Source organism: Enterobacter sp. 22499, assembly GCF_052044815.1.
Lineage (GTDB): Bacteria > Pseudomonadota > Gammaproteobacteria > Enterobacterales > Enterobacteriaceae > Enterobacter > Enterobacter bugandensis.
Genome location: NZ_JBQENR010000002.1, coordinates 670,807 through 694,754 on the forward strand (window position 1 = coordinate 670,807; position 23,948 = coordinate 694,754).

23 protein-coding genes are annotated in these 23,948 nt (G+C 56.9%); 3 read left to right on the plus strand and 20 right to left on the minus strand.

Translation table 11 applies throughout. The features are described from left to right. Positions 1–41: 41 nt before the first annotated feature. The 4 genes from glrR to purL form a co-directional block, all read right to left on the minus strand. Positions 42–1,379 (minus strand): two-component system response regulator GlrR, encoded by a 1,338-nt coding sequence (gene glrR, locus ACTJI7_RS11005; protein ID WP_028014084.1) that lies wholly within the window; start codon positions 1,377–1,379, stop codon positions 42–44. Next, entirely contained in the window at positions 1,366–2,103 is a 738-nt protein-coding gene (gene qseG, locus ACTJI7_RS11010) for a two-component system QseEF-associated lipoprotein QseG (protein ID WP_440670074.1), read from the minus strand. The genes glrR and qseG overlap by 14 nt, the downstream gene beginning before the upstream one ends. 4 nt (positions 2,104–2,107) lie before the next feature. After that, positions 2,108–3,532 carry a two component system sensor histidine kinase QseE/GlrK gene (gene qseE / locus ACTJI7_RS11015; protein WP_120247354.1) on the minus strand — a complete coding sequence of 475 codons (1,425 nt, stop codon included), beginning with the start codon at positions 3,530–3,532 and terminating at the stop codon, positions 2,108–2,110. A gap of 533 nt (positions 3,533–4,065) precedes the next feature. After that, positions 4,066–7,953, minus strand: coding sequence for a phosphoribosylformylglycinamidine synthase (gene purL, locus ACTJI7_RS11020; protein ID WP_440670071.1), 3,888 nt, complete (start codon positions 7,951–7,953; stop codon positions 4,066–4,068). A 267-nt stretch (positions 7,954–8,220) separates the two neighbouring features. On the opposite strand from purL, the gene mltF reads away from it, so the two are divergent. Beyond that, complete coding sequence (gene mltF, locus ACTJI7_RS11025; protein WP_028014088.1) at positions 8,221–9,771, plus strand: membrane-bound lytic murein transglycosylase MltF; 1,551 nt, start codon at positions 8,221–8,223, stop codon at positions 9,769–9,771. Here mltF and tadA read toward each other — a convergent pair. The 4 genes from tadA to murQ are packed head-to-tail and all read right to left on the minus strand — an operon-like array spanning position 9,659 to position 13,128. After that, positions 9,659–10,198, minus strand: coding sequence for a tRNA adenosine(34) deaminase TadA (gene tadA, locus ACTJI7_RS11030; protein ID WP_048338854.1), 540 nt, complete (start codon positions 10,196–10,198; stop codon positions 9,659–9,661). The two genes, mltF and tadA, sit on opposite strands and share 113 nt — an antisense overlap. A 24-nt stretch (positions 10,199–10,222) precedes the next feature. Next, positions 10,223–10,858 (minus strand): phosphatidylglycerophosphatase C, encoded by a 636-nt coding sequence (gene yfhb / locus ACTJI7_RS11035; protein ID WP_028014089.1) that lies wholly within the window; start codon positions 10,856–10,858, stop codon positions 10,223–10,225. Positions 10,859–10,861: 3 nt separating this feature from the next. Then, positions 10,862–12,223 carry a PTS transporter subunit EIIC gene (locus ACTJI7_RS11040; protein ID WP_028014090.1) on the minus strand — a complete coding sequence of 454 codons (1,362 nt, stop codon included), beginning with the start codon at positions 12,221–12,223 and terminating at the stop codon, positions 10,862–10,864. 11 nt (positions 12,224–12,234) lie between these two features. Then, on the minus strand, positions 12,235–13,128 hold the full coding sequence (gene murQ, locus ACTJI7_RS11045) for an N-acetylmuramic acid 6-phosphate etherase (protein ID WP_047364180.1): 894 nt from the start codon (positions 13,126–13,128) through the stop codon (positions 12,235–12,237). A 118-nt stretch (positions 13,129–13,246) separates the two neighbouring features. On the opposite strand from murQ, the gene ACTJI7_RS11050 reads away from it, so the two are divergent. Both ACTJI7_RS11050 and ACTJI7_RS11055 read left to right on the plus strand, forming a co-directional pair. Next, positions 13,247–14,095 (plus strand): MurR/RpiR family transcriptional regulator, encoded by an 849-nt coding sequence (locus ACTJI7_RS11050; protein WP_028014092.1) that lies wholly within the window; start codon positions 13,247–13,249, stop codon positions 14,093–14,095. A gap of 46 nt (positions 14,096–14,141) precedes the next feature. Beyond that, positions 14,142–14,402 carry a YfhL family 4Fe-4S dicluster ferredoxin gene (locus ACTJI7_RS11055; RefSeq protein ID WP_028014093.1) on the plus strand — a complete coding sequence of 87 codons (261 nt, stop codon included), beginning with the start codon at positions 14,142–14,144 and terminating at the stop codon, positions 14,400–14,402. Here the strand turns inward: ACTJI7_RS11055 and acpS are convergent. The 12 genes from acpS to rseD all read right to left on the minus strand — a co-directional run bounded on the left by acpS (position 14,399) and on the right by rseD (position 23,814). After that, positions 14,399–14,779 carry a holo-ACP synthase gene (acpS, locus tag ACTJI7_RS11060; RefSeq protein WP_023294331.1) on the minus strand — a complete coding sequence of 127 codons (381 nt, stop codon included), beginning with the start codon at positions 14,777–14,779 and terminating at the stop codon, positions 14,399–14,401. The two genes, ACTJI7_RS11055 and acpS, sit on opposite strands and share 4 nt — an antisense overlap. Beyond that, positions 14,779–15,510, minus strand: a complete 732-nt coding sequence (gene pdxJ / locus ACTJI7_RS11065) for a pyridoxine 5'-phosphate synthase (RefSeq protein ID WP_041908673.1) — start codon at positions 15,508–15,510, stop codon at positions 14,779–14,781. The genes acpS and pdxJ overlap by 1 nt, the downstream gene beginning before the upstream one ends. Positions 15,511–15,543: 33 nt before the next feature. Then, the gene (gene recO, locus ACTJI7_RS11070; protein ID WP_028014096.1) at positions 15,544–16,251 is read right to left on the minus strand and encodes a DNA repair protein RecO; all 708 of its coding nucleotides are present in this window, start codon (positions 16,249–16,251) and stop codon (positions 15,544–15,546) included. Positions 16,252–16,269: 18 nt separating this feature from the next. After that, on the minus strand, positions 16,270–17,175 hold the full coding sequence (era, locus tag ACTJI7_RS11075; protein WP_028014097.1) for a GTPase Era: 906 nt from the start codon (positions 17,173–17,175) through the stop codon (positions 16,270–16,272). Further along, positions 17,172–17,852, minus strand: a complete 681-nt coding sequence (gene rnc, locus ACTJI7_RS11080; protein ID WP_003860711.1) for a ribonuclease III — start codon at positions 17,850–17,852, stop codon at positions 17,172–17,174. Before rnc ends, era begins: the two co-directional genes overlap by 4 nt. Positions 17,853–18,074: 222 nt before the next feature. After that, positions 18,075–19,049, minus strand: coding sequence for a signal peptidase I (gene lepB / locus ACTJI7_RS11085; protein WP_136431148.1), 975 nt, complete (start codon positions 19,047–19,049; stop codon positions 18,075–18,077). Positions 19,050–19,065: 16 nt separating this feature from the next. After that, complete coding sequence (gene lepA / locus ACTJI7_RS11090) at positions 19,066–20,865, minus strand: translation elongation factor 4 (protein WP_028014099.1); 1,800 nt, start codon at positions 20,863–20,865, stop codon at positions 19,066–19,068. A gap of 185 nt (positions 20,866–21,050) precedes the next feature. Then, complete coding sequence (gene rseC / locus ACTJI7_RS11095; RefSeq protein ID WP_063155423.1) at positions 21,051–21,527, minus strand: SoxR-reducing system protein RseC; 477 nt, start codon at positions 21,525–21,527, stop codon at positions 21,051–21,053. Next, entirely contained in the window at positions 21,524–22,477 is a 954-nt protein-coding gene (gene rseB / locus ACTJI7_RS11100) for a sigma-E factor regulatory protein RseB (RefSeq protein ID WP_041908666.1), read from the minus strand. The genes rseC and rseB overlap by 4 nt, the downstream gene beginning before the upstream one ends. Then, entirely contained in the window at positions 22,477–23,127 is a 651-nt protein-coding gene (rseA, locus tag ACTJI7_RS11105) for an anti-sigma-E factor RseA (RefSeq protein WP_014832926.1), read from the minus strand. Before rseA ends, rseB begins: the two co-directional genes overlap by 1 nt. A gap of 31 nt (positions 23,128–23,158) precedes the next feature. Continuing rightward, positions 23,159–23,734 carry an RNA polymerase sigma factor RpoE gene (rpoE, locus tag ACTJI7_RS11110; protein ID WP_028014102.1) on the minus strand — a complete coding sequence of 192 codons (576 nt, stop codon included), beginning with the start codon at positions 23,732–23,734 and terminating at the stop codon, positions 23,159–23,161. Then, positions 23,731–23,814 carry a rpoE leader peptide RseD gene (rseD, locus tag ACTJI7_RS11115; RefSeq protein ID WP_231940818.1) on the minus strand — a complete coding sequence of 28 codons (84 nt, stop codon included), beginning with the start codon at positions 23,812–23,814 and terminating at the stop codon, positions 23,731–23,733. Before rseD ends, rpoE begins: the two co-directional genes overlap by 4 nt. Between the last annotated feature and the right edge of the window lie 134 nt (positions 23,815–23,948).

Genomic DNA, 23,948 nt, shown 5'->3' on the forward strand with positions numbered 1-23,948 from the left:
TAAGCTGCCTCGTAATCGATTGCTCACAGTACCATACGGCATTACTCTTTAAAATCGTTTGCTTCCAGCTCGTGGCGTGAGAGCAGCTTATAGAACTCGGTGCGGTTGCGTCCGGCCATCCGCGCCGCGTGGGTCACGTTGCCTTTGGTGATCTGCAGCAGCTTGCGCAGATAGTTCAGCTCGAACTGGTTACGCGCTTCCGCAAACGTCGGCAAGGCCGTGTTCTCCCCTTCCAGCGCCTGTTCCACCAGCGCGTCGCTGATAACGGGCGAGGACGTTAGCGCCACGCACTGCTCAATCACGTTCACCAACTGGCGCACGTTACCCGGCCAACTGGCGGCCATCAGCCGTTTCATCGCATCAGTCGAAAAGGCGCGCACGAACGGTTTATGCCGATCTGCCGCCTGGCGCAGGAGGTGATTCGCCAGCAGCGGAATATCTTCCGCACGCTCCGCCAGCGCCGGGATCTTCAGGTTCACCACGTTCAGACGGTAGTAGAGATCTTCACGGAACTCGTTGCGGGCCATCACTTTGGGCAAGTCGCGGTGGGTAGCGGAAATGATTCGCACGTTAATATCAATATCGCGGTTGCTACCCAACGGGCGCACTTTGCGCTCCTGAAGTACGCGCAACAGTTTGACCTGCAGCGGCGCAGGCATGTCGCCAATTTCGTCGAGGAACAGCGTGCCGCCTTCCGCGGCCTGGAAGAGCCCTTCCCGGCTGCTTACCGCGCCGGTAAATGCGCCGCGGGCATGGCCAAAAAGTTCAGACTCAAGAAGCTGCTCTGGGAGGGCACCGCAGTTAATGGCGATAAAGGCATTTTTACTGCGCGGGCTGGCGTTGTGGATCGCCTGCGCCAGGATCTCTTTCCCGGTTCCGCTCTGGCCGTTAATCAACACGCTGACGTCTGACTGTGCGACCATTCGCGCCTGCTCAAGCAGACGCAGCATTATCGGGCTGCGGGTGACGATAGATTCACGCCATGCGTCGTCTCCGGAGGGCGCGGCGTGCTCCAGCGCGCTGTCGATAGCTTTGTAGAGCGCGTCTTTATCTACCGGCTTGGTGAGGAAGCTGAACACGCCCTGCTGGGTTGCGGCGACGGCATCCGGGATTGACCCGTGCGCCGTCAGGATAATGACCGGCATGCCAGGCTGCTGCTTCTGGATTTCGGCGAACAGCTGCATGCCATCCATTTCGTCCATCCGCAGGTCGCTGATCACCAGGTCAATCTTTTCGCGGCTGAGGACTTTAAGCCCCTCCTGCCCGCTTTCCGCGGTCACCACGGTGTAGCCTTCACTGACCAGACGCATCCCCAGCAGCTTTAACAGGCCGGGATCGTCATCCACCAGTAAAAGATGGGCTGGTTTACGGCTCGTCATGCTTCACATCCTCTTGTTTCGGCATATCGCTGTCCGGTGCAGCAGATGAACTACCAGGCTGATATTTACGCGACGAGAGCTGTCTTTCGATATCGGTCAGGTTTTCCAGCTTTCGCGTCGTGGTATCCAGCTGAGTACGTAAATGCTGTTGCTGTTGGCGCAGCGTATCCAGCTCGCTGTCGGTTGACTGCTGTAGCTTGCTGTAGCGGGAGCGCTCTTCAGACAGCTGCAGCTGTAACGTCTGCCCATCCCGCCAGAGCTGGTATACCGGGCGCACCTGTGCGGGAAGATTGATCACAAACGTGTCCAGGCGGGTCACGTTGGCCCGACGTTCAACGGGGGTAATTTTCGCATCGGCCAGTAAAATCCCACGCTTGAACGCGTCCTGCCAGGTGTCTTCATCCAGCATCGCCGCCTTCATGCGGGCGTCTACCGGCGCAAGCCGCTGGGCGCAATCTATTCCGCGCAGCCAGAACAGCGGGTTATTTTCGACATCATGCCCTGACAGATTCCAGATATCCTCACAGCGGGTAGAGAGGAAATCCGCCAGCTGGTTATCGGGCCATTTGTCTTCCTGTTTACCGCTTATCGCACTTTGCGGCGCATGGGAAACGCACCCCGCCAGAACTAAACAGGGCAGACTCAGGCGACCCGCTTTGCTGGAAAACACCGCGCGTATGGCGCGGAAAAAGAGGTGTGACATACTCACCAGATATAGATTCATTTTATTAATTTTTCCGGCTCAGGGGCAGTTCAATACGGAAGCAAACATCTGAACGTTCGTCCGTGGCAATGTTTAGCTCACCCTGCATGCGTCGTATGCAGTCCCGGGCAATGCTTAATCCCAGACCGCTTCCTTTTACCGCGCCTTTCCGCTGATGACTCCCCTGGAAAAAGGGTTCGAAGATCATAGTTTTTTCGTCATCGGGGATCGGGGTGCCGGTGTTTGCGACGTCAATAAACACCCGGGAGCCCTTCGTATAACTTCGGATATAAATGTTACCGGATTCAGTACCATAGTGCACCGCATTGGAGTAAAGATTATCCAGAACGCTCATTAATAGCATGGGTTCAGCCAGGCAGGTCTGCGCATTCAGCTCCACCCCGGTATGCATCATTTTAGCTCTTGCCGGCAAGCTATGGGCGGAGATCACCATATCCACCAGTGGCTCAATCTCCACCTCTTCCAGTACCACCGTCCCGTCAGCCAGCTTGCGGTTATAATCCAGAAGCTGCTCGATCAGCTTTTGCAAATTGCGGCTGCTGGCGTCCAGAATTTCGACAATCTCTTTCTGCTCCGGCGTAAGTGGCCCTGCCACCTCGTCCGCCAGCAGCTCCGTTCCTTCACGCATGCTGGCCAGCGGGGTTTTCAGCTCATGGGAAATATGGCGAAGGAACTGATGACGCTGGGATTCCAGCCACGCCAGGCGCTCGGATAGCCAGATAATGCGCTGACCGACGGATCGCAGCTCGCGCGGGCCTTTAAAGGCAACCGTATCCCCGAGCGATTTCCCCTCCCCCAGGCGGTTGATCATACGCTGAATACCCTTTACCGGGCCGATGATCATGCGGGTAAAGAGCAGCACCAGCCCGAGGCTCACCAGGAACAGCACCAGCGCCTGCCAGCCAAAGAACTGGCCGCGCTCGGCAATCTCCTGCTGCAGCTGCTGGCCGCGAGAGAAAATGACCGTGCGCGTTGACTGCACCATTTCGGTATTGGCGGCGGCGAATGCCTCAAGGCGCGCGGCGGCAGCCGCATCCGGGCCGCTGTTCTGGCACTGCAGCTGCGCGAGATCGTTCAGATCCTGACGTAACGCCTGATACAGCCTGTCGTCCGGCAGCACGCCCGCGTGGGCATCCAGCATTTCGCTGTAGCGCTTGCGCTGGCTCTGGTAGACCTTCTCCAGCGTCCGATCGTCGAGCACGCAGTACTGACGATAGCTACGCTCCATCTCCAGCGCGGCGTTGGTCATCGCTTCACTGCGTCTGGCATCGATAAGCGTGGTGCGGTTCGTCAGCGCCGCCTGGGCACTCAGCGCGTTGAGGCTCTGCCATGCCTGCCAGGCGAGGATCAGCAGCGGCAGCAGGATCAGCAGAAAGGCCATCATCACGAGCTGTCGCAGGGAGCGGGGAAAAACGGGCCAGCGTTTCAACGCATTACTCTCTTCATGGGGGTTTACGGAGAGCGTAACTGAGTCTGCCCTTCAGATACAACAAAGCCGGGTAAAAACCCGGCTTTGTTATGGAATAAGGCGGTGCCTAACTCGACGTTTCGCCCTGGCCTGATAAAGCATCGCTATGATCAGTAGTTGGACGGCAGGCACCTTTTTGTGCGTCATTCGAAGTTTATGTAGCACGTCCCGAAGGGGCTGACATAAGAAGGTGAATGAGCCACTGGTTAATATTATGCAACACCCATGCCAGAATGCAAAACAAAATATTAACACATTGAAATATATATCTTTTATTCGTTTAATCTATTTGTTGTGCGCTGAATGATTTCCAGGCTAAGTGTCGCTATTAAGCAACACCTTAACGGGAACCTTTCCTGCCATATATAAATCAATGAGTTAAACGTCTCCATTTGGAGACACCCCTATACCATCTTTGTCGCAATTTTGCGACACGCATAAAAAAACCCGGTGGCGCTACGCTCACCGGGCCTACAAAGTACCTGCTTTACATCTTAACCCAGCTGTTTACGCGCGTTGCGGAAGATACGCATCCACGGGCTGTCCTCGCCCCAGTTTTCCGGGTGCCAGGAGTTGCTCACGGTACGGAACACGCGTTCAGGGTGCGGCATCATGATGGTCGCGCGACCGCTTTCGCTGGTCACCGCCGTAATACCATTGACGGAGCCGTTCGGGTTCGCCGGATAGGTTTCCGTGACCTTGCCGAAGTTATCGACAAAGCGCAGCGCCACCAGGCCTTTGTTCTCGAGCTGCGCCAGATGGGCCGCATCGCGCACTTCTACCTGACCTTCGCCGTGGGAAACGGCGATTGGCATCTGAGAGCCAACCATCCCCTGCAGCAGCAGAGACGGGCTCTGAGTCACTTCAACCAGACTGAAGCGCGCTTCGAAGCGGTCGGACTGGTTGCGCACAAAGCGTGGCCAGGCTTCGCTGCCCGGGATCAGCTCGCGCAGGTTAGACATCATCTGGCAGCCGTTGCACACGCCCAGCGCCAGGGTTTGCGGACGATGGAAGAAGGTCTCGAACTCGTCGCGCACGCGGCTGTTAAACAGAATGGACTTCGCCCAGCCTTCGCCTGCGCCCAGCACGTCGCCGTAGGAGAAACCGCCGCACGCCACCAGCGCATGGAAATCTTCCAGACCGATACGCCCGGCCAGCAGGTCGCTCATGTGGACATCGATAGCGTCAAAGCCCGCGCGGTGGAAGGCCGCAGCCATCTCAACGTGGGAGTTAACGCCCTGCTCGCGCAGCACGGCCACTTTCGGACGCGCGCCGGTCGCAATGTACGGCGCAGCGATATCTTCGTTGATGTCGAAGGAGAGCTTCACGTTCAGGCCTGGATCGTTGTCGTTAGCCTTGGCGTTATGCTCCTGATCGGCACATTCCGGGTTATCGCGCAGGCGCTGCATCTGCCATGTAGTTTCTGCCCACCACATGCGCAGCGTGGTGCGGCTTTCGCTGAACACGGCGTGACCGTCGGCCTCAATGACGAAGCGGTCGCCCTGAACGGCTTTCCCCAGATAGTGGACGCAGTCTGCCAGACCGTGCTTCGCCAGAATCGCTTCCACCGCCTCGCGGTCTGCGGCGCGAATCTGAATCACCGCACCCAGCTCTTCGTTAAACAGCGCCGCCAGGCGGTCTTCGCCAAGCGTTGCAATGTTCGCTTCCACGCCGCAGTGGCCGGTGAAGGCCATCTCTGCCAGGGTCACCAGCAGGCCGCCGTCGGAACGGTCGTGGTAGGCCAGCAGCTTGCGCTGTGCCACCAGCGCCTGAATTGCGTCGTAGAAGCCTTTTAGCTGCGTCACGTCGCGCACGTCGGCTGGCTTGTCGCCAAGTTGACGGTAAACCTGCGCCAGTGCGGTGGCGCCCAGCGCGTTGTGGCCCTTACCCAGGTCAATCAACAGCAGGGCGTTATCTTCGGTCGCCAGCTGCGGCGTAACGGTATGGCGCACGTCTTCCACGCGGGCAAACGCGGTGATCACCAGCGACAGCGGAGACGTCATCTCGCGCTGCTCGTTACCCTCCTGCCAGCGGGTTTTCATCGACATGGAGTCTTTACCCACCGGAATAGTCAGGCCGAGGGCTGGGCACAGTTCCTCACCCACCGCTTTCACGGCTTCATAAAGGCCAGCGTCTTCACCAGGGTGACCGGCTGCCGCCATCCAGTTCGCGGAAAGTTTGATACGTTTGATGTCGCCAATCTGCGTCGCCGCGATGTTGGTCAGCGCTTCACCAACCGCCAGTCGTGCAGAGGCGGCGAAGTCCAGCAGCGCGACCGGGGTGCGTTCACCCAGCGCCATCGCTTCGCCGTAGTAGCTGTCGAGGCTCGCGGTGGTCACGGCGCAGTTCGCCACCGGGATCTGCCACGGGCCAACCATCTGATCGCGCGACACCATACCGGTCACGGTACGGTCGCCAATGGTGACCAGGAAGGTTTTCTCTGCCACCGCCGGCAGGTGCAGCACGCGATTAACGGCTTCTGCCACGGTAATGCCCTGGCGATCCAGCGCTTTGCCCGCCGCTTTACGGGTCTGCACATCGCGGGTCATCTTCGGCGTTTTACCGAGCAGCACGTCCAGCGGCAGATCGATAGGCTGGTTGTCGAAATGGGTGTCGCTCAGAGTCAGGTGCTGCTCTTCGGTCGCTTCACCGATGACGGCATACGGCGCGCGCTCGCGGCGGCACAGCTCGTCAAACAGCGGCAGCTGATCGGCCGCAACCGCCAGCACATAGCGCTCCTGGGATTCGTTACACCAGATTTCCAGCGGGCTCATGCCCGGCTCATCGCTCAGGATATCGCGCAGGTTGAAACGGCCACCGCGACCGCCGTCGCTCACCAGCTCCGGCATGGCGTTGGACAGGCCGCCCGCGCCCACGTCGTGGATGAACAGAATCGGGTTAGCATCGCCCAGCTGCCAGCAGCGGTCGATCACTTCCTGGCAGCGACGCTCCATCTCTGGGTTGTCACGCTGCACGGACGCGAAGTCGAGATCCGCATCAGACTGGCCGGAGGCCATAGAGGAGGCCGCGCCGCCTCCCAGACCGATGTTCATCGCCGGGCCGCCCAGCACGATCAGCTTCGCGCCGACGACGATCTCGCCTTTCTGCACGTGATCGGCACGGATGTTGCCGATCCCGCCCGCCAGCATGATCGGTTTGTGGTAGCCGCGCAGCTCTTCGCCGTTGTGGCTGTCCACCTTCTCTTCGTAGGTACGGAAGTAACCGTTCAGCGCCGGACGACCAAATTCGTTGTTAAACGCCGCGCCGCCCAGCGGACCTTCGGTCATGATATCCAGCGCGGTCACGATGCGCTCTGGCTTGCCGAAATCTTCTTCCCAAGGCTGTTCAAAGCCAGGGATGCGCAGGTTAGAAACGGAAAAGCCGACCAGACCCGCTTTTGGTTTCGCCCCACGACCGGTCGCCCCTTCGTCACGGATTTCGCCGCCGGAGCCGGTCGCCGCACCCGGCCACGGAGAAATGGCCGTCGGGTGGTTGTGGGTTTCCACTTTCATCAGAATATGCGCAGGCTCCTGATGGAAGTCATAGCGCCCTGCTTCGCGATCGGCGAAGAAGCGGCCCACCTCGGAACCTTCCATCACCGCGGCGTTGTCTTTATAGGCAGACAGCACGTGGTCAGGGGTTTGTTCCATGGTGTTTTTGATCATTTTGAACAGCGACTTCGGCTGCTGTTCGCCGTCGATAATCCAGTCGGCATTGAAAATCTTATGGCGGCAGTGCTCAGAGTTGGCCTGCGCGAACATGTAGAGTTCGATGTCGTTCGGGTTGCGGTTGAGCTTAACGAACGCGTCCTGCAGGTAGTCAATTTCGTCTTCTGCCAGCGCCAGGCCGAGACGCAGGTTGGCGTCAATCAGCGCCTGGCGGCCCTGCCCCAGCAGGTCCACGCTCTGTACCGGCGCAGGCTGATGATGGGAGAAAAGCTTCTGTGCGTCATCAAGAGAGGCAAACACGCTCTCCATCATGCGGTCGTGCAATTCAGCCGCAACCGCCTGCCACTGCGCGTCGCTCAGGGTAGAGGCTTCGACGTAGTACGCTACGCCGCGCTCCAGACGGTTAATCTGGCTCAGGCCGCAGTTGTGGGCAATGTCGGTGGCTTTGGAAGACCAGGGGGAGATGGTGCCCGGACGCGGCGTCGCAAGGATCAGTTTGCCGGTTGGCGTATGGCTGCTCAGATTTGGGCCATACTTGAGCAGGCGTTCCAGCTGTACGCGCTCCTCTGCATTCAGGGGGGCATTCAGGTCAGCAAAATGGACATACTCAGCGTAAATATTGCTTACCGGAAGGTCGGCCGCCTGAAAACGTGCCAGCAGTTTGGTAATACGGAAGGCAGACAGTGCAGGCGAACCACGCAGAATTTCCATCATAAGTCTCTCGTCTTCGAAGCGCCGGGGCGCTTACAGTGTGCGCAAGGGGGGAAAACGGGCGTCATTATAGAGAATCCTGAGCGCCGACGAAACCGTTTGCGTCGAAATAAAATTGACTTCAGCGTTTAACAATAGATGTGACCTGTCTCTCTAATTGGTTGCCAAGTGGCGCAAGTTTACGCAAAATGCCGCTCATTCAATGACAAACCTTATGATTAACATGGCTACAGCAGACTGAGGCAACCGGCGTCGCAGAGAATTAACTAATTGAAAAAATTAAAGATTAATTATCTGCTCATCGGCATTGTAACGTTGCTGCTGGCAGTGGCCCTCTGGCCTTCCATCCCCTGGTTCGGCAAAGCCGAAAATCGTATCGCCGCCATTCAGGAGCGGGGGGAACTGCGCGTCAGTACCCTCAACTCTCCGCTGATTTACAGCGACATCAACGGCAAAATTATTGGTCTGGATTATGAGCTGGCGCAGCAGTTTGCCGATTATCTGGGCGTGAAGCTTAAAATTACCGTCCGCCAGAACATCAACCAGCTGTTTGACGACCTGGACAACAACAACGCCGATATCCTCGCTGCCGGGCTGGTCTATAACAGCGAGCGCAGCAAGAACTACCAGCCGGGCCCGACCTACTACTCCGTTTCCCAGCAGCTGGTTTATCGCGTCGGGAGCCTGCGCCCGCGTACGCTTGCCTCGATCAACGCGCAACAGCTGACGATTGCTCCCGGCCACGTAGTGATTGACGACCTGCGTGAGTTAAAAGAGAAAAAATACCCGGATCTGAGCTGGACGGTTGACCCTAAACTCGGCACGACGGAGCTGCTGGAGCAGGTCAAAGATCAGAAACTGCCCTACACCATCGCCGATTCGGTGGCGATCAGCCTGTTCCAGCGGGTGCATCCTGAAATCGCCGTGGCGCTGGACGTGACGGACGAACAGCCGGTGACCTGGTTTACCCATCTGGATGATGACCAGACCCTCTCGGCGGCCATGCTGGATTTTTATAACACCATCAATGAAGACGGCACGCTGGCGCGACTTGAGGAGAAGTACCTCGGCCACGGGGATGACTTTGACTACGTTGACACCCGCAGCTTCCTGCGCGCGGTTGACAGCGTCCTGCCTGACCTGCAGCCGCTTTTCGAAAAATATGCCCAGGAGATTGACTGGAAACTGCTGGCGGCTATCTCGTACCAGGAGTCCCACTGGGACACCCAGGCCACGTCGCCAACGGGCGTACGCGGACTGATGATGTTAACCAAAAATACCGCGCTGAGCCTGGGCGTTAACGACCGTACCGATGCGGAACAGAGCATCAGCGGCGGGGCGCGCTACCTGCAGGATATGATGGCTAAAGTCCCGGAAACCGTGCCGGAAGAGGAACGGATCTGGTTTGCGCTGGCGGCCTACAACATGGGCTACGCGCACATGCTTGACGCGCGGGCTCTGACGGCGAAAACGAAGGGAAACCCGGACAGCTGGTCAGACGTAAAACAGCGCCTGCCGCTGCTGAGCCAGAAGCCATGGTACAACAAGCTGACGTATGGCTACGCGCGCGGACATGAAGCCTACGCCTACGTGGAAAATATACGTAAGTATCAGATTAGCCTGGTCGGCTATCTGCTGGAGAAAGAGAAAGAGGCAACAGAGGCAAAACAGCTGGCGGAAAGTTATCCGGTTGTAGCGCCGGACGAGCTTAATCATCCGACAACTTCAATTCTGCCTTTTGTTGCTTTTTCTGCTGACGGCGCATTCGAAAGAAATCGCTTAATAGCCCCGAACACTCTGGTGCAAGTACCCCACCGATAGTCTGCACCTGATGATTCATTCCTGGATGACCCAGCACGTCCATCAGTGAACCGGCCGCACCGGTTTTTTCATCTCGCGCTCCAAACACCAGGGTACCGATTCGGCTGTGCACCATCGCCCCGGAGCACATCACGCAGGGTTCAAGGGTGACGTACAGGGTGGTATCAAGCAGACGATAGTTTTGCAGCACCAGCCCGCCCTGACGAAGCGCCATAATTTCGGCGTGCGCGGTAGGATCGTGGCGGCCAATAGGACGGTTCCACCCTTCCCCAATCACCCGGTTGTTATGAACCAGCACCGCGCCCACGGGCACTTCACCCTCGTCCCAGGCCCGTTGAGCCAGCGCCAGCGCGTGGCGCATCCAGTATTCATGATTGTGTTCTGAGGTGGACAAGGGCTGATACTCCAGTCTAAAAGCGGGCGGCATTATACACAGCCCTTATAGATAAGACTATTCGAGTTGCTGAAGTTCACCGAGGGGAGTAACGCGCCAGCGGTGCTGGCAAAAATAGAGCAGCGGGTTGTCCTGCTTGCTGTCGCTGTAGCCGCTGTAAAGGCGCAGCGGCGTGCCGATGCGTTTTTCCAGCTGGACCACTTTTTCATGCCCCAGACAGCGCATCGTCAGGACCCAGCCGCCGTAGCCGCGGGAAATTTGCGTGGCGATAAGGTTTACGCGCGGCAGCCAGGGGGTATCAAAGTAGACCTGCTCCACCAGCGTCTGCGGGGAGCCGGTAATCAGCCAGATATCGGCATCGTTGGCGTCAAGATAGCTGGTCAGGCGCGCCTGCACCACGGGAAACGCGGCAACGTGGCCGCGGAACCAGAGAGCGAACTCCTTTTCGAGCTGTTTGAGCCGCGCTTCGCTGTGGCCAAACGTACATCCCCACAGCAGCAGGCTCATCGGCCAGCGCGCCGCCCGGCCTTTTACCAACAGCGCGATGCCAATGAGGGGTAAGAGCGGTAAGACGAGCAGCGCGTTCAGAGGCTGACGCCGCAGCAGGTAGCGCATAAACGTACCAAACATATCCTGCTGATGCAGCGTTCCATCCAGATCGAAAAAGACAACGCGACGCTCGTGATTGGCCAAACCTTACTCCTCTGGGTCGTTGAATCCTAACAGCCAGGTAAACAGGAACCCGGCGATCACCGCTACTAAATAGCCTAACAGATAGAGCATGACTTTTCCGGTCACGATGGTTAATGCCAGCGGTAAACCGGAGAGACCAAAGGTGATAACGGTGGCGACTTTCCAGTAGCTGATGAGTGCCCCGCCTACCGCGCCCCCCAGACAGGCCGCAAGGAACGGTTTACCCAGCGGCAGCGTGACGCCGAATATCAGCGGCTCGCCAATGCCGAGCAGCCCGACCGGCAGCGCCCCTTTAATCACTTTTTTCAGGCGCGCGTTGCGGGTTTTCATCAGGACGGCAATCGCTGCCCCCACCTGCCCGACGCCCGCCATCGAGAGAATAGGCAGCAGCGCGTTATAACCGTGCGCCTGCACCAGCTCGACGTGGATCGGCACCAGCCCCTGATGCAGGCCGGTCAGCACCAGCGGCAGGAAGGTACCTGACAGCACCGCCCCCACCAGCAGGCCGCCGCGGTCGATAGCCAGAGACGCGCCGTGGGCGATGGCGTCAGAGATCCACCCGCCTAGTGGCTGAAGGACCACAATCGCGACGCTACCGGTAATTAACGTGGTCAGCAGCGGGTTGAGGATCAGCTCAATCGAGCCAGGCAGAACCGCGCGTAGCTTTTTCTCGATCCAGCACATAAGAATAACCACCAGCAGCACGGCAATCACCCCGCCGCGACCAGGCTGGAGCGCCTCGCCAAACAGCGTGATTTGCGCCAGCTGCGGGCTGGACAAGATCCCTGCCATTACGCCGCCCATGGCCAGCGAGCCGCCAAACACCTTCGCGGTATTGACCCCGACCAGGATGTTCATAATGGCAAACACCGCGCTGCCGAAGATCCCGAGAATGCCCAGCAGGTTCGGATACTGCGTGGCAAAATCCCCGACGATATCTGGCCGCTTAAGGATGTTGATGATCCCGGTGATCAAGCCGGAAGCTATAAACGCCGGGATCAGCGGGATAAAGACGTTTGCCAGCTGTCGCAGCGCATCGCTCATGGGAGCTTTGTATTTGGCCTTCGCCTGCGCTTTGGTGCGTTCAGCGTCGTCAACCGTCACGCTTGCACCGCCGACCATCAGCGCGCGCATGGCATCGACAACCTGCGCCGCCTTGCCCGGCCCGACGATCAGCTGGTGTTGCTGCCCCTGTTTCACGTAGCCACTGACGCCGGACAGCTTCTTCAGGCCCGGCACGTCAAGCTGGTCATCGTTATGCACCTCGACGCGCACGCGCGTCATGCAGTTTTCCAGACGCTGAATATTTTGTTCCCCGCCTATCCCCTGCAGGATATCGCTGGCGAGCGCTGCTGTTTTGTCCATAAACGCCTCTGCTAGTTTTCTAATGCCGCCCGTAAGAAGCCGTTATGCGCGTCGAGTTTGGCTCGCGCGGCCGCCGCGTCCAGCCCGCTTAAGATCATTAAAATGGCCGGTTTAACGTCGTGATCGGTCTGCCTGAGCACCGCTTCTGCCTCTTCACGGCCCGCGCCTGTCGCCTCCATCACCATGCGGCAGGCTCTGTCCACCAGCTTGACGTTGGTGGCCTGCATATCGACCATCAGGTTCTGGTAGACCTTGCCGAACTTCACCATCGCACCGGTGGAGATCATATTGAGCACCAGCTTTTGCGCGGTCCCTGATTTCAGGCGCGTGGAGCCGGTGAGCGCTTCCGGCCCAACGACCGGAGAGATGGCGATAGCGGCCACCTGCGCAATCGGCGAGCCGGGGTTGCAGGAGATGGCGACCGTCGTGCAGCCGGTCCGATTGGCGTATTCCAGGCCGCCAATGACGTACGGCGTGCGCCCGGATGCCGCCAGGCCGACCACCAGATCGTTCGCCGTCAGGTTCAGATCCTTCAGGTCATCCTCACCCAGCTGTTTGTTGTCCTCCGCCCCTTCAACAGCCTTCAGCAGCGCGCCGGGACCACCTGCAATCAGGCCAACCACCAGGCCGTGCGGAACGCCAAAGGTGGGCGGACATTCCGAGGCATCCAGCACCCCGAGACGCCCGCTGGTACCGGCCCCCATATAGATAATGCGACCACCGGCCTTAAGAGCTTCCGCCGCCGCATCGACCGCTTTCGCCACCTCTGGCAATGTCTCTTTCACTGCCTGCGCGACCAGCGTATCCTGTTGATTAAAGCGGTTAACCAGCTCCAGGGTGGAGAGCGCATCCAGATCCATGGTTTGCGGGTTACGCGTTTCAGAAACAAGTGAGCCAAGATTCATTTTTTGTACCTCAAGAATTTTTAATTCATAATAATCACACTATAATGGAATATAAAATTCATTCAGGCGAGCAGAATTTGTTTTTGCGCAGACAATCACATTTCCGCCGGGAGTACTCATGAACTGTTTAATTCGCATTCGCCAGCGTTACGCCGGCTTTGCTCAAAGCGACAAAAAGCTGGCGGATTTTCTGCTTTCTCAGCCCGATCGCGCCCGCCACCTCAGCTCACAGCAGCTGGCAAGCGAAGCTGGAGTGAGCCAGTCAAGCGTGGTGAAATTTGCCCAGAAGATCGGGTTTAAGGGTTTTCCCGCTCTTAAGCTGGCAATCAGCGAAGCGCTGGTGAGTAACCCGAATCCGCAGTCCATGCCGGTGCATAACCAGATCCGCGGCGATGACCCGATGCGTCTGGTTGGGGAAAAGCTGATCAAGGAGAACGTGGCGGCCATGCACGCCACGCTGGACGTGAATACCGAAGAGAAATTACTGGAAAGCGTGGCGATGCTGCGGGCGGCGCGGCGTATTATTTTGACCGGTATTGGCGCGTCCGGTCTGGTGGCGCGTAATTTTGGCTGGAAGCTGACTAAAATCGGTTTTAACGCCATCGTCGAGCAGGATATGCACGCCCTGCTGGCGACCGTGCAGGCGATGGATCCTGACGATCTGCTGCTGGCCATCTCCTACTCCGGTGAACGCCGCGAGATCAACATGGCGACCGACGAAGCCCTGCGCGTCGGCGGCAAAATTCTGGCGATCACCGGCTTTACGCCAAATGCGCTGCAGCAGCGGGCAACGCGCTGTTTGTATACCATTGCCGAAGAGCAGGCCACGCGCAGCGCGGCAATTTCGTCCACCAGCGCACAAATGATGCTGACGGATCTGCTGTTTATGGCGCTGGTACAGCAGGATCTGGAGCGCGCGCCTGAGCGCATTCGTCACAGCGAAGAACTGGTAAAGAAACTGGTTTGACGCGTATAATGCCCGCCCAGTTTGTGTTGTTTCTGAGAATTTCCTGATGGCGCTGTTAATTACCAAAAAATGCATCAATTGCGATATGTGCGAACCCGAATGCCCGAATCAGGCGATTTCGATGGGCGACAGCATTTACGAGATTAACAGCGACCGCTGCACGGAATGCGTCGGCCACTATGAGACGCCGACCTGTCAGAAGGTGTGCCCGATCCCCAACACTATTCTGAAGGATCCGACACACGTCGAGAGCGAAGAGCAGCTGTGGGATAAATTTGTCCTGATGCACCACGCGGACAAAATTTAGCTTTCGATAATCACCGTCGCGCTGGCATAGTGGCGTTCATCTGCGATCGTCACGTGCATATGATTCACCCCCAGCTTCTCCGCCAGCTTTTGCGCTTCACCCCACAGACGCAGGCTCGGTTTGCCCAGCTCATCATTAAAAACTTCGAACTGGTTAAATGCCAGGCCGTTACGAATGCCGGTCCCGAACGCTTTGGCTGCCGCCTCTTTTACAGCAAAGCGCTTTGCCAGAAAACGCACCGGCTGCTGGTGCGCTTCCCAGATGGCCCATTCGTTATCGCTCAGCACGCGCCTTGCCAGGCGATCGCCGCTCCGGGCGATCACCGCTTCAATGCGGGCTATTTCGACGATATCGGTGCCTAAGCCCAAAATGGCCATTACTGACGCGCTTCCAGCATCAGGCGTTTCATCTCTGATACCGCCTCTTTCAGGCCGCTCATCACCGCGCGGCCAATAATGGCGTGGCCGATGTTCAGCTCGTGCATTTCCGGCAGGGCGGCAATGGCCTTCACGTTGTGGTAGGTCAGGCCGTGACCGGCATTAACCTTCAGTCCCAGGCTCGCGGCGTAGGTGGCCGCTTTGGCGATACGCTCCAGCTCTTTGGCCTGCTCGGCATCGTTTTTAGCATCGGCATAGCAGCCGGTGTGAATTTCGATATATGGCGCGCCCACGTCGGCTGCCGCTTTAATCTGCGCGAAATCGGCGTCGATAAACAGAGAAACCAGGATACCGGCATCCGCCAGGCGCTTGCAGGCATCGCGCATTTTGTCCTGCTGCCCCGCCACGTCCAGCCCGCCTTCGGTGGTCACTTCCTGGCGTTTTTCCGGCACCAGGCAGCAAAAGTGCGGTTTGGTCTCGCAGGCAATGGTCAGCATCTCTTCGGTGACCGCCATCTCCAGATTCATACGGGTGTCCAGCGTCTGACGAAGAATGCGCACGTCGCGGTCGGTAATGTGGCGGCGGTCTTCACGCAGGTGAACGGTAATGCCGTCTGCACCAGCCTGTTCAGCGATAAACGCCGCCTGAACCGGATCGGGATACGCCGTGCCGCGCGCGTTGCGCAGGGTGGCGATGTGGTCGATGTTGACGCCTAACAGTAATTCAGCCATGACAATCCTCGGTTTTCTTTCTGATGCTGTGGTCTAACGTTTGGGCATAAACTGCCTGAATAATTCGCGGCTCTTTAAGGGCTTGCCGCCAAGATACGGCTTGAGGGCAATCCGGGTAAAGCGTTTTGCTGCGCGCAGGGTATCGGCGTCCGGAAACTCGCGTTCATAAAGTGCTCTGAGCTGGCGTCCGGTAAAAGTACTGTTATCAACGACGACGCTGGCAATAAAGCCTTTTTCTTCGCGGTAGCGGTAGGTCATGGTGTCTTCCACCTCATCACCGCTGCCTGCGCAGTGCAGAAAATCCACGCCGTACCCGAGGTGGCCCAGCAGCGCCAGTTCGAAACGACGCAGGGCGGGTTCGGGCGTGCCGGTCGCACCCGCCAGTGCCTGGATACAGTGCAGATAATCGAAGAAAAGTTCCGAGAAGCGAGTCTCATGTTCAAGGACGCGGGAGATGAGCTCGTTGACATACAGACCGCTGTAGAGCGTGATGCCAGAAAGGGGAAGCGCCAGAGAGACGGCTTCAGCGCTGCGCAAGGTTTTGACTTCCCCTCGCCCGCCAAAGCGAACCAGCAGCGGCGTAAAAGGCTGTAGGGCACCCTTCAGATTAGAACGTTTGGAACGTGCGCCTTTCGCAACAAGGCGCACGCGGCCCGACTCTTCCGTGAAGACGTCCAGCATCAGGCTGGTTTCGCTCCAGGGACGACTATGGAGAACGAAGGCGCGCTGCCAACCTTCCATTATACTCGTCGTCTTGAGTTACTGATCTTCGCCGTAACCGAGGCTGCGCAGAGCACGCTCATCATCGGCCCAGCCAGATTTCACCTTCACCCACAGTTCCAGATGAACTGGCGCTTCGAACATCTCCTGCATGTCTTTACGGGCTTCGATACCGATGGTTTTGATCTTGGCGCCTTTGTTGCCGATCACCATCTTCTTCTGCCCTTCACGCTCGACGAGGATCAGGCCATTAATGTCGTAGCCACCGCGCTCGTTGCTCTGGAAACGCTCGATCTCCACCGTCACAGAGTACGGCAGCTCGGCGCCCAGGAAACGCATCAGCTTTTCACGGATGATTTCAGATGCCATAAAGCGCTGAGAGCGATCGGTGATGTAGTCTTCCGGGAAGTGGTGAATCGCTTCCGGCAAGTGCTTACGTACGATGCCCGCGATGGTATCGACGTTCAGGCCGGTCTCAGCAGACAGCGGAACGATATCGAGGAAGTTCATCTGGCTGCCCAGCCACTGCAGGTGCGGCAGCAGGTCAGCTTTTTCCTGCACGTTGTCAACTTTGTTGACCGCGAGGATCACCGGCGTTTTGCCGTCACGCAGCTTGTTCAGTACCATTTCGTCGTCCGGCGTCCAGCGGGTGCCTTCCACAACAAAAATCACCAGTTCTACGTCGCCGATGGAGCTGCTCGCCGCCTTGTTCATCAGACGGTTAATGGCACGCTTCTCTTCCATGTGCAGGCCAGGGGTATCGACGTAGATCGCCTGATACGCGCCTTCAGTATGGATGCCGACGATGCGGTGACGCGTGGTCTGCGCCTTACGCGAGGTGATGGAAATCTTCTGCCCAAGCAGATTATTCAGCAGGGTGGATTTGCCGACGTTCGGACGTCCGACGATGGCAATAAATCCGCAATAGGTTTTTTCTTCGCTCATTCCAGCTCCAGCATTTTTAACGCCTGTTCGGCGGCAGCCTGTTCAGCCTTACGGCGGCTCGAACCTGTGCCCACCACCGGTTCACTCAGGCCACTGACCTGGCAATGGATGGTAAATTCCTGATCGTGCGCTTCGCCACGAACCTGCACCACCAGATAGGATGGCAGCGGCAGATGACGGCCCTGCAAATATTCCTGCAGGCGCGTTTTCGGATCTTTTTGTTTATCGCCCGGGCTAATTTCGTCCAGACGGGTCTGATACCAGTTAAGGATCAGCTTTTCTACGGTCTGGATATCGCTGTCCAGGAACACGCCACCAATTAATGCTTCGACCGTATCGGCAAGAATAGATTCACGACGGAAGCCGCCGCTTTTCAGTTCACCCGGCCCAAGACGCAGACATTCGCCCAGTTCAAATTCGCGCGCGATTTCAGCGAGGGTGTTGCCGCGCACCAGCGTGGCGCGCATGCGGCTCATATCACCTTCGTCCACGCGCGGGAAACGATGATAAAGCGCATTCGCAATCACGAAACTTAAAATAGAGTCACCCAGAAACTCGAGACGCTCATTATGTTTGCTGCTGGCACTGCGATGGGTTAATGCCTGTTGCAACAACTCCTGATGATGAAAAGTGTAGCCCAGCTTCCGTTGAAGCCGATTAATTACGATGGGGTTCATGCGATACCAATAAATGAATGCGTCAAAAATGCAGCACACGAAACCGACCTGAGAAAACCAACGCGGTTTCGTGTGCCGTGGCACCCTTGCAGGGCCAACCTTAAACTTCGGGGGAATATTCTATACACAACGACAGGGGATGTCGTTAGTTCAAAGAGATTTATCGAGGAAATAATTCACGTAGCCGCGAAATAACGCGGCTACGTGTTCTTTTCCTGAGAATTAATGGATTCCGCCAATACGATTCAGGCGCACGCCGGTCGGCCACTCGCCTTCCTGCTTCTCAAAACTCATCCAGATCGCGGTTGCTTTACCCACCAGATTCGCTTCCGGCACAAAGCCCCAGTAACGGCTGTCCGCGGAGTTATCGCGGTTATCGCCCATCATGAAGTAGTGTCCCGGCGGTACGATCCAGCTGGCCAGCTGCTGACCCGGCTGTTTGTAATACATCCCCACCTGGTCCTGCGCGATTGGCACGGTCAGAATGCGGTGAGAGACATCGCCCAGCGCCTCTTTGCGCTCAACCAGACGAATGCCGTTCTCTTTGGTTTCGCCTTTTGGCACCTGGAAGAACCCGCTGGTCGCTTCACCGCCGTTACGACGGGCGAAAGTCTGCACGAAATCACTTGGCTCAACGTTTGAGTAGGTGATTGGCAGCGCGTTTTCACACGCGGTACCGGAGCTGCAGCCCGGCTGAACGGTGACTTCCTTCGCAACCGGATCGTAGGTCACTTTATCACCCGGCAGACCCACCGCGCGCTTAATATAATCCAGACGCGGATCCTCCGGATATTTAAACACCACGATGTCGCCACGTTTCGGATGCCCCGTTTCGATCAGCGTTTTCTGGTAAATCGGATCTTTGATGCCGTAGGCAAACTTCTCAACCAGAATAAAATCACCGATCAGCAGCGTTGGCATCATTGATCCCGATGGGATCTGGAACGGCTCATAAATAAACGAACGTACCACCAGCACAATCGCCAGCACCGGGAACACCGACGCGCCCGTTTCCAGCCAGCCCGGTTTCGGGCCAACTTTCTTCAGGGTTTTCGCGTCAAGCGCATCGCCAGTCGCTGCCTGCGCGGCAGCCTGACGTTCACGGCGTTTTGGGGCGAAGATAAACTTATCCAGACACCACAGCAGGCCTGTCACCAGCGTAGCGATGACCAGGATCAGGGCAAACATGTTCGCCATGCCAACTCCTTAAAGGTTATTTGCCGTCTTTACCGACATGAAGAATGGCAAGGAATGCTTCCTGCGGCAGCTCAACGTTACCGACCTGCTTCATACGCTTCTTACCTTCTTTCTGCTTCTGCAGCAGCTTTTTCTTACGGCTGACGTCACCGCCATAGCACTTCGCCAGAACGTTTTTACGCAGCTGCTTCACGGTTGAGCGGGCAATGATGTGGTTACCGATGGCCGCCTGAATCGCAATGTCAAACTGCTGACGCGGGATCAGATCTTTCATCTTCTCAACCAGCTCGCGGCCACGGTACGGCGCATTGTCGTTGTGGGTGATCAGCGCCAGCGCATCTACACGCTCGCCGTTGATCAGCACGTCCACGCGCACCATGTTGGAAGCCTGGAAACGCTTGAAGTTGTAATCCAGTGACGCATAGCCACGGGAGGTAGACTTCAGACGGTCGAAGAAGTCGAGTACCACTTCCGCCATAGGGATTTCATAGGTCAGCGCCACCTGGTTACCGTGGTAAACCATGTTGGTCTGCACGCCACGCTTCTCAATACAGAGCGTAATAACGTTCCCCAGGAACTCCTGCGGCAGCAGCATGTGACATTCTGCGATAGGCTCGCGCAGCTCGTGAATGTTGTTCAGCGGCGGCAGCTTGGACGGGCTGTCGACGTAGATCACTTCTTTCGAGGTAGTTTCTACTTCGTAGACTACCGTTGGTGCGGTGGTGATCAGATCCAGATCGTATTCACGCTCCAGACGTTCCTGAATGATCTCCATGTGCAGCAGGCCGAGGAAGCCGCAGCGGAAGCCGAAGCCCAGCGCCGTTGAACTTTCTGGCTCATAGAACAGGGAAGCATCGTTCAGGCTCAGCTTGCCGAGCGCATCGCGGAAGTTTTCGTAGTCGTCAGAGCTGACCGGGAACAGACCCGCGTAAACCTGCGGTTTCACCTTTTTGAAGCCAGGCAGCGCTTTGTCTGCCGGGTTACGCGCGCCAGTCAGGGTATCACCTACTGGCGCGCCGAGGATGTCTTTAATCGCGCAGACCAGCCAGCCTACCTCGCCGCATTTCAGCTCGGTACGGTCAACCTGTTTTGGCGTGAAGATACCCAGACGGTCTGCGTTGTAGACCTGTCCGGTACTCATGACCTTGATTTTGTCGCCTTTACGCATGGTGCCGTTTTTGATACGCACCAGAGAGACCACGCCCAGGTAGTTATCGAACCAGGAGTCGATGATCAGCGCCTGCAATGGACCATCCGGGTCGCCTTCCGGGGCCGGAATATCACGTACCAGGCGTTCCAGCACGTCGGTCACACCCACACCGGTTTTCGCGGAGCAGCGTACGGCGTCGGTCGCGTCAATGCCGACAATGTCTTCAATCTCTTCCGCCACGCGCTCAGGATCGGCGGCTGGCAGGTCGATTTTGTTCAGAACCGGCACAACTTCGAGATCCATTTCCATCGCGGTGTAGCAGTTCGCCAGGGTCTGGGCTTCAACGCCCTGCCCGGCATCGACCACCAGCAGCGCACCTTCACAGGCCGCCAGCGAGCGTGATACTTCATAGGAGAAGTCAACGTGGCCTGGGGTGTCGATAAAGTTCAGTTGATAGGTTTCGCCATCAGAAGCTTTATAGTCGAGCGTCACGCTCTGCGCTTTGATGGTGATACCGCGTTCGCGTTCCAGGTCCATGGAGTCCAGTACCTGGGCTGCCATTTCACGATCAGACAGGCCACCGCAAATCTGGATAATACGGTCAGACAGCGTCGACTTACCGTGGTCAATGTGAGCAATGATCGAAAAGTTACGTATGTTCTTCATATAGTTAAATAATTATGCCTTACGAATTCCTGGAGGCCGCTGTTCTTAGCCTGACGTTTTTCAGTGCGAAAACGCAGCATTCTACACTACATACCCGCAACCTGGAAATGCACTTAGAGCCAAGCATAGCGCGAAGAAATGGCGTTTTCTTTTTTGAGATGTAAATAATGATAAAGCCCGGTGGATCACCGGGCCTCAGAAGAGAGCGTCTCGACGCGAAGTTGGTCAGGCGCCAGCGCAACGCTCAGAATAACGGGCTGCCACTCATCGCGCGCGGCGAGCTTCGGTGAGATGCCTTTGGCAAGCCAGAATCCGCCTACGCCACCCAAAGCTGCGCCGCACATGGCGGCCACGTCGGTACCAAACAGCATCTGAAAAAAGCCGCCCATGACAAACAGCCCCACCAGCGGGGAGAGATAGACCAGCATCGCGGAACTCAGCAGACTGCCTTCCGTAATGCCCAGTTCCACCTTCTGACCCGCCACCAGCGGCTGTTCGCTCGCCACGGAGATTGTATGCGATGTCTGTGGCCCTAACTTATTCAGCACGCGACTGCCACAACCGGCTCGGGATGCGCAGCTATTGCATGAGGCTTTAACATCACAGCTGACCAGCGCAATACCATTCTGCCACGAGACGACGGTCGCCCACTCTTTAATCATTGTGCGGCCCTGAATTTAATGCTGTCTGAAATGCGCTTCGCCGTCTGCGGAGGTAATTCCCCCACAATCGTGATTTCTGCGTTATCGCGAACCGTGGTGCTGACCGTACGACGCCCGGTACGAAGCATTTGTTCAGCGCTGTTTGCCGTTGCGCGGTTGATATTCACCGAGAAGCTGAACAAGCCATCGGAATAGAGTCGTGATTCAACCGGCGTATCAATGGTGGGCAACTGACGACGGCTGCTGGACACTTCGCTAAAGCCTTGCGGTATCCAGGAAGGAACCCAGTTGAAATTAGCGGAGTCCCCTGCAGGAACAGAAAGCAGCGGCGGCAGGCTGGCCTTCGCCAGATTCTGCATGCTGTTGCCAACCTGATTGTTCACGCTGAAGGAGATGACGCGGAACTGTTCAAGCGTCTCGCCGTCGCGGTCGAGCAGGTCCACGCGCATCGGCAGCTTGGTTTCCGCATCAATCCAGACGATATAGCTGTAGCGTGTGCCATCGCGCGCAACCACGCGGATCACTTCACACAGCCTGTCTGCAATACGGGTACGCCCTACCGAAATAAAATCATAGTAAGGAGCAAGTCGTTTGAAATCGGTATAGATAAGCGACGGTAGAGAATCAACGATATAGTCGCCATTCAGGGTGAAAGGCTCCAGACCGGGCTCGAAATAGCTGATTTCGTTGCCACGCTGGACAACTTCCCGACGCGGGCCATCCATCTGTAAAAGCTGGGCGAGCGGCTGGTTATCAAGACGGGCATGGCGATAGCGTAACGACTCGACGCCCTGCTTGTTGATGCTGATAAATGCCAACTCGTAATTGAGTGACTGGCTGGCCAGATTCATTTGCTGCAACAACGCCCCGGATGAAACATCAGCCGAGGCGTTAGCAGAGAAGAACAGGCTACCCGCCATCAGAGACATGGCGAACCAAAGTTGCTTCATTACTGCGATTGCGTTCCTAAAGTTTGGTTTCCGGGCACCTGCACAGCAGCTTGCTGAGTTTGGGCCTGCTCAAACTGAAGCTGTTCAGAGTGCAGACGACGCTGCAACTCATAATCCTGCAACATCGCATTAATGCGACGGCGCTGCTCCTGAACCTGCTGTTGCTGACCGCCGCTGGCGGAGGCATCAGCCGGTACGCCCAGACTTACCGGGCTGGCTTTGCCCATCATCGGCAGTGTGTTAAACACTGGCGCTTCTGGCTGCTGATTAGTTTCAGACTGAGTATTATAGTGCTGGACGCCAACGATAACTGCAAGCGATACGCATGCAGCCACCCCCATTTGGGTGAGCTGGCTGGCCCACGGACGCACTTTTTGCCAGAACGGCATTTTCTGCCACTGGTGCGGTGCGGGTTGCGCTTCAGGAATCAGCGGAGTGGTCTGATGAACAGGCTCATTCTCGATGGCCGCCATCACGCGGGCTGAGATATCGAAATGGAGAACCTCTCCGGTATCACCGCGCAGCGTGTCACGGATGAGATGGTAACTCTCCCAGGTCTCTTGCATTTCGGGAGAATGAGACAGCTCGTTGAGCAGCTCACTATCCAGCGTCTCACCATCCATTAAAGCGGAAAGTTTTTCTTTCTGCATGCCTAATACCTTTTCCAGTATCCCGCTATCGTCAACGCCTGATAAGCGGTTGAACTTTATTATCAATAGCTTCTCGCGCACGGAAAATTCGTGAACGAACCGTGCCGACCGGACAATCCATGATAGCGGCTATCTCTTCATAGCTCAGACCATCAAGCTCCCGTAACGTAATTGCCATGCGTAAATCTTCCGGGAGTGACTCGATCGTGCGAAAAACAATTTGTCTCAGTTCTTCTGACAACATTAAGTTCTCAGGGTTCGAAATTTCTTTCAGCGCACCGCCACTTTCGAAGTTTTCGGCGTCGATAGCGTCTACATCACTGGACGGCGGACGACGACCCTGAGCAACCAGGTAATTCTTTGCCGTATTGACAGCAATACGGTACAGCCAGGTATAAAAAGCACTATCTCCCCGGAAAGATTCCAGCGCGCGATAGGCCTTAATAAAAGACTCTTGCACCACATCAGGTACATCACCTGACGGTACATAGCGGGAAACCAGACTCGCCACCTTATGCTGGTAGCGTACCACCAGTAGGTTAAAGGCTTTCTGATCTCCCTTCTGGACCCGTTCAACCAGGACCTGGTCCGTTAACTGCTCGCTCATCCGAGGTAATGTCTCCCCAAACCTAAATTCCACGCGTTATCGAAACGCCACTCTATAACTACCGCACTTTGAGCAAGCACCAGCTTAGAGTGTCTGATCTTCAATAAGTTCCGTAACGCCTTTGTTTTTGTTCATCGCGCCGCAGACCGTTCATTTTCTCTCATTATAAGTCTGTTCACGATACGCACCACTTTCTGACAAGAAACATCTTTTT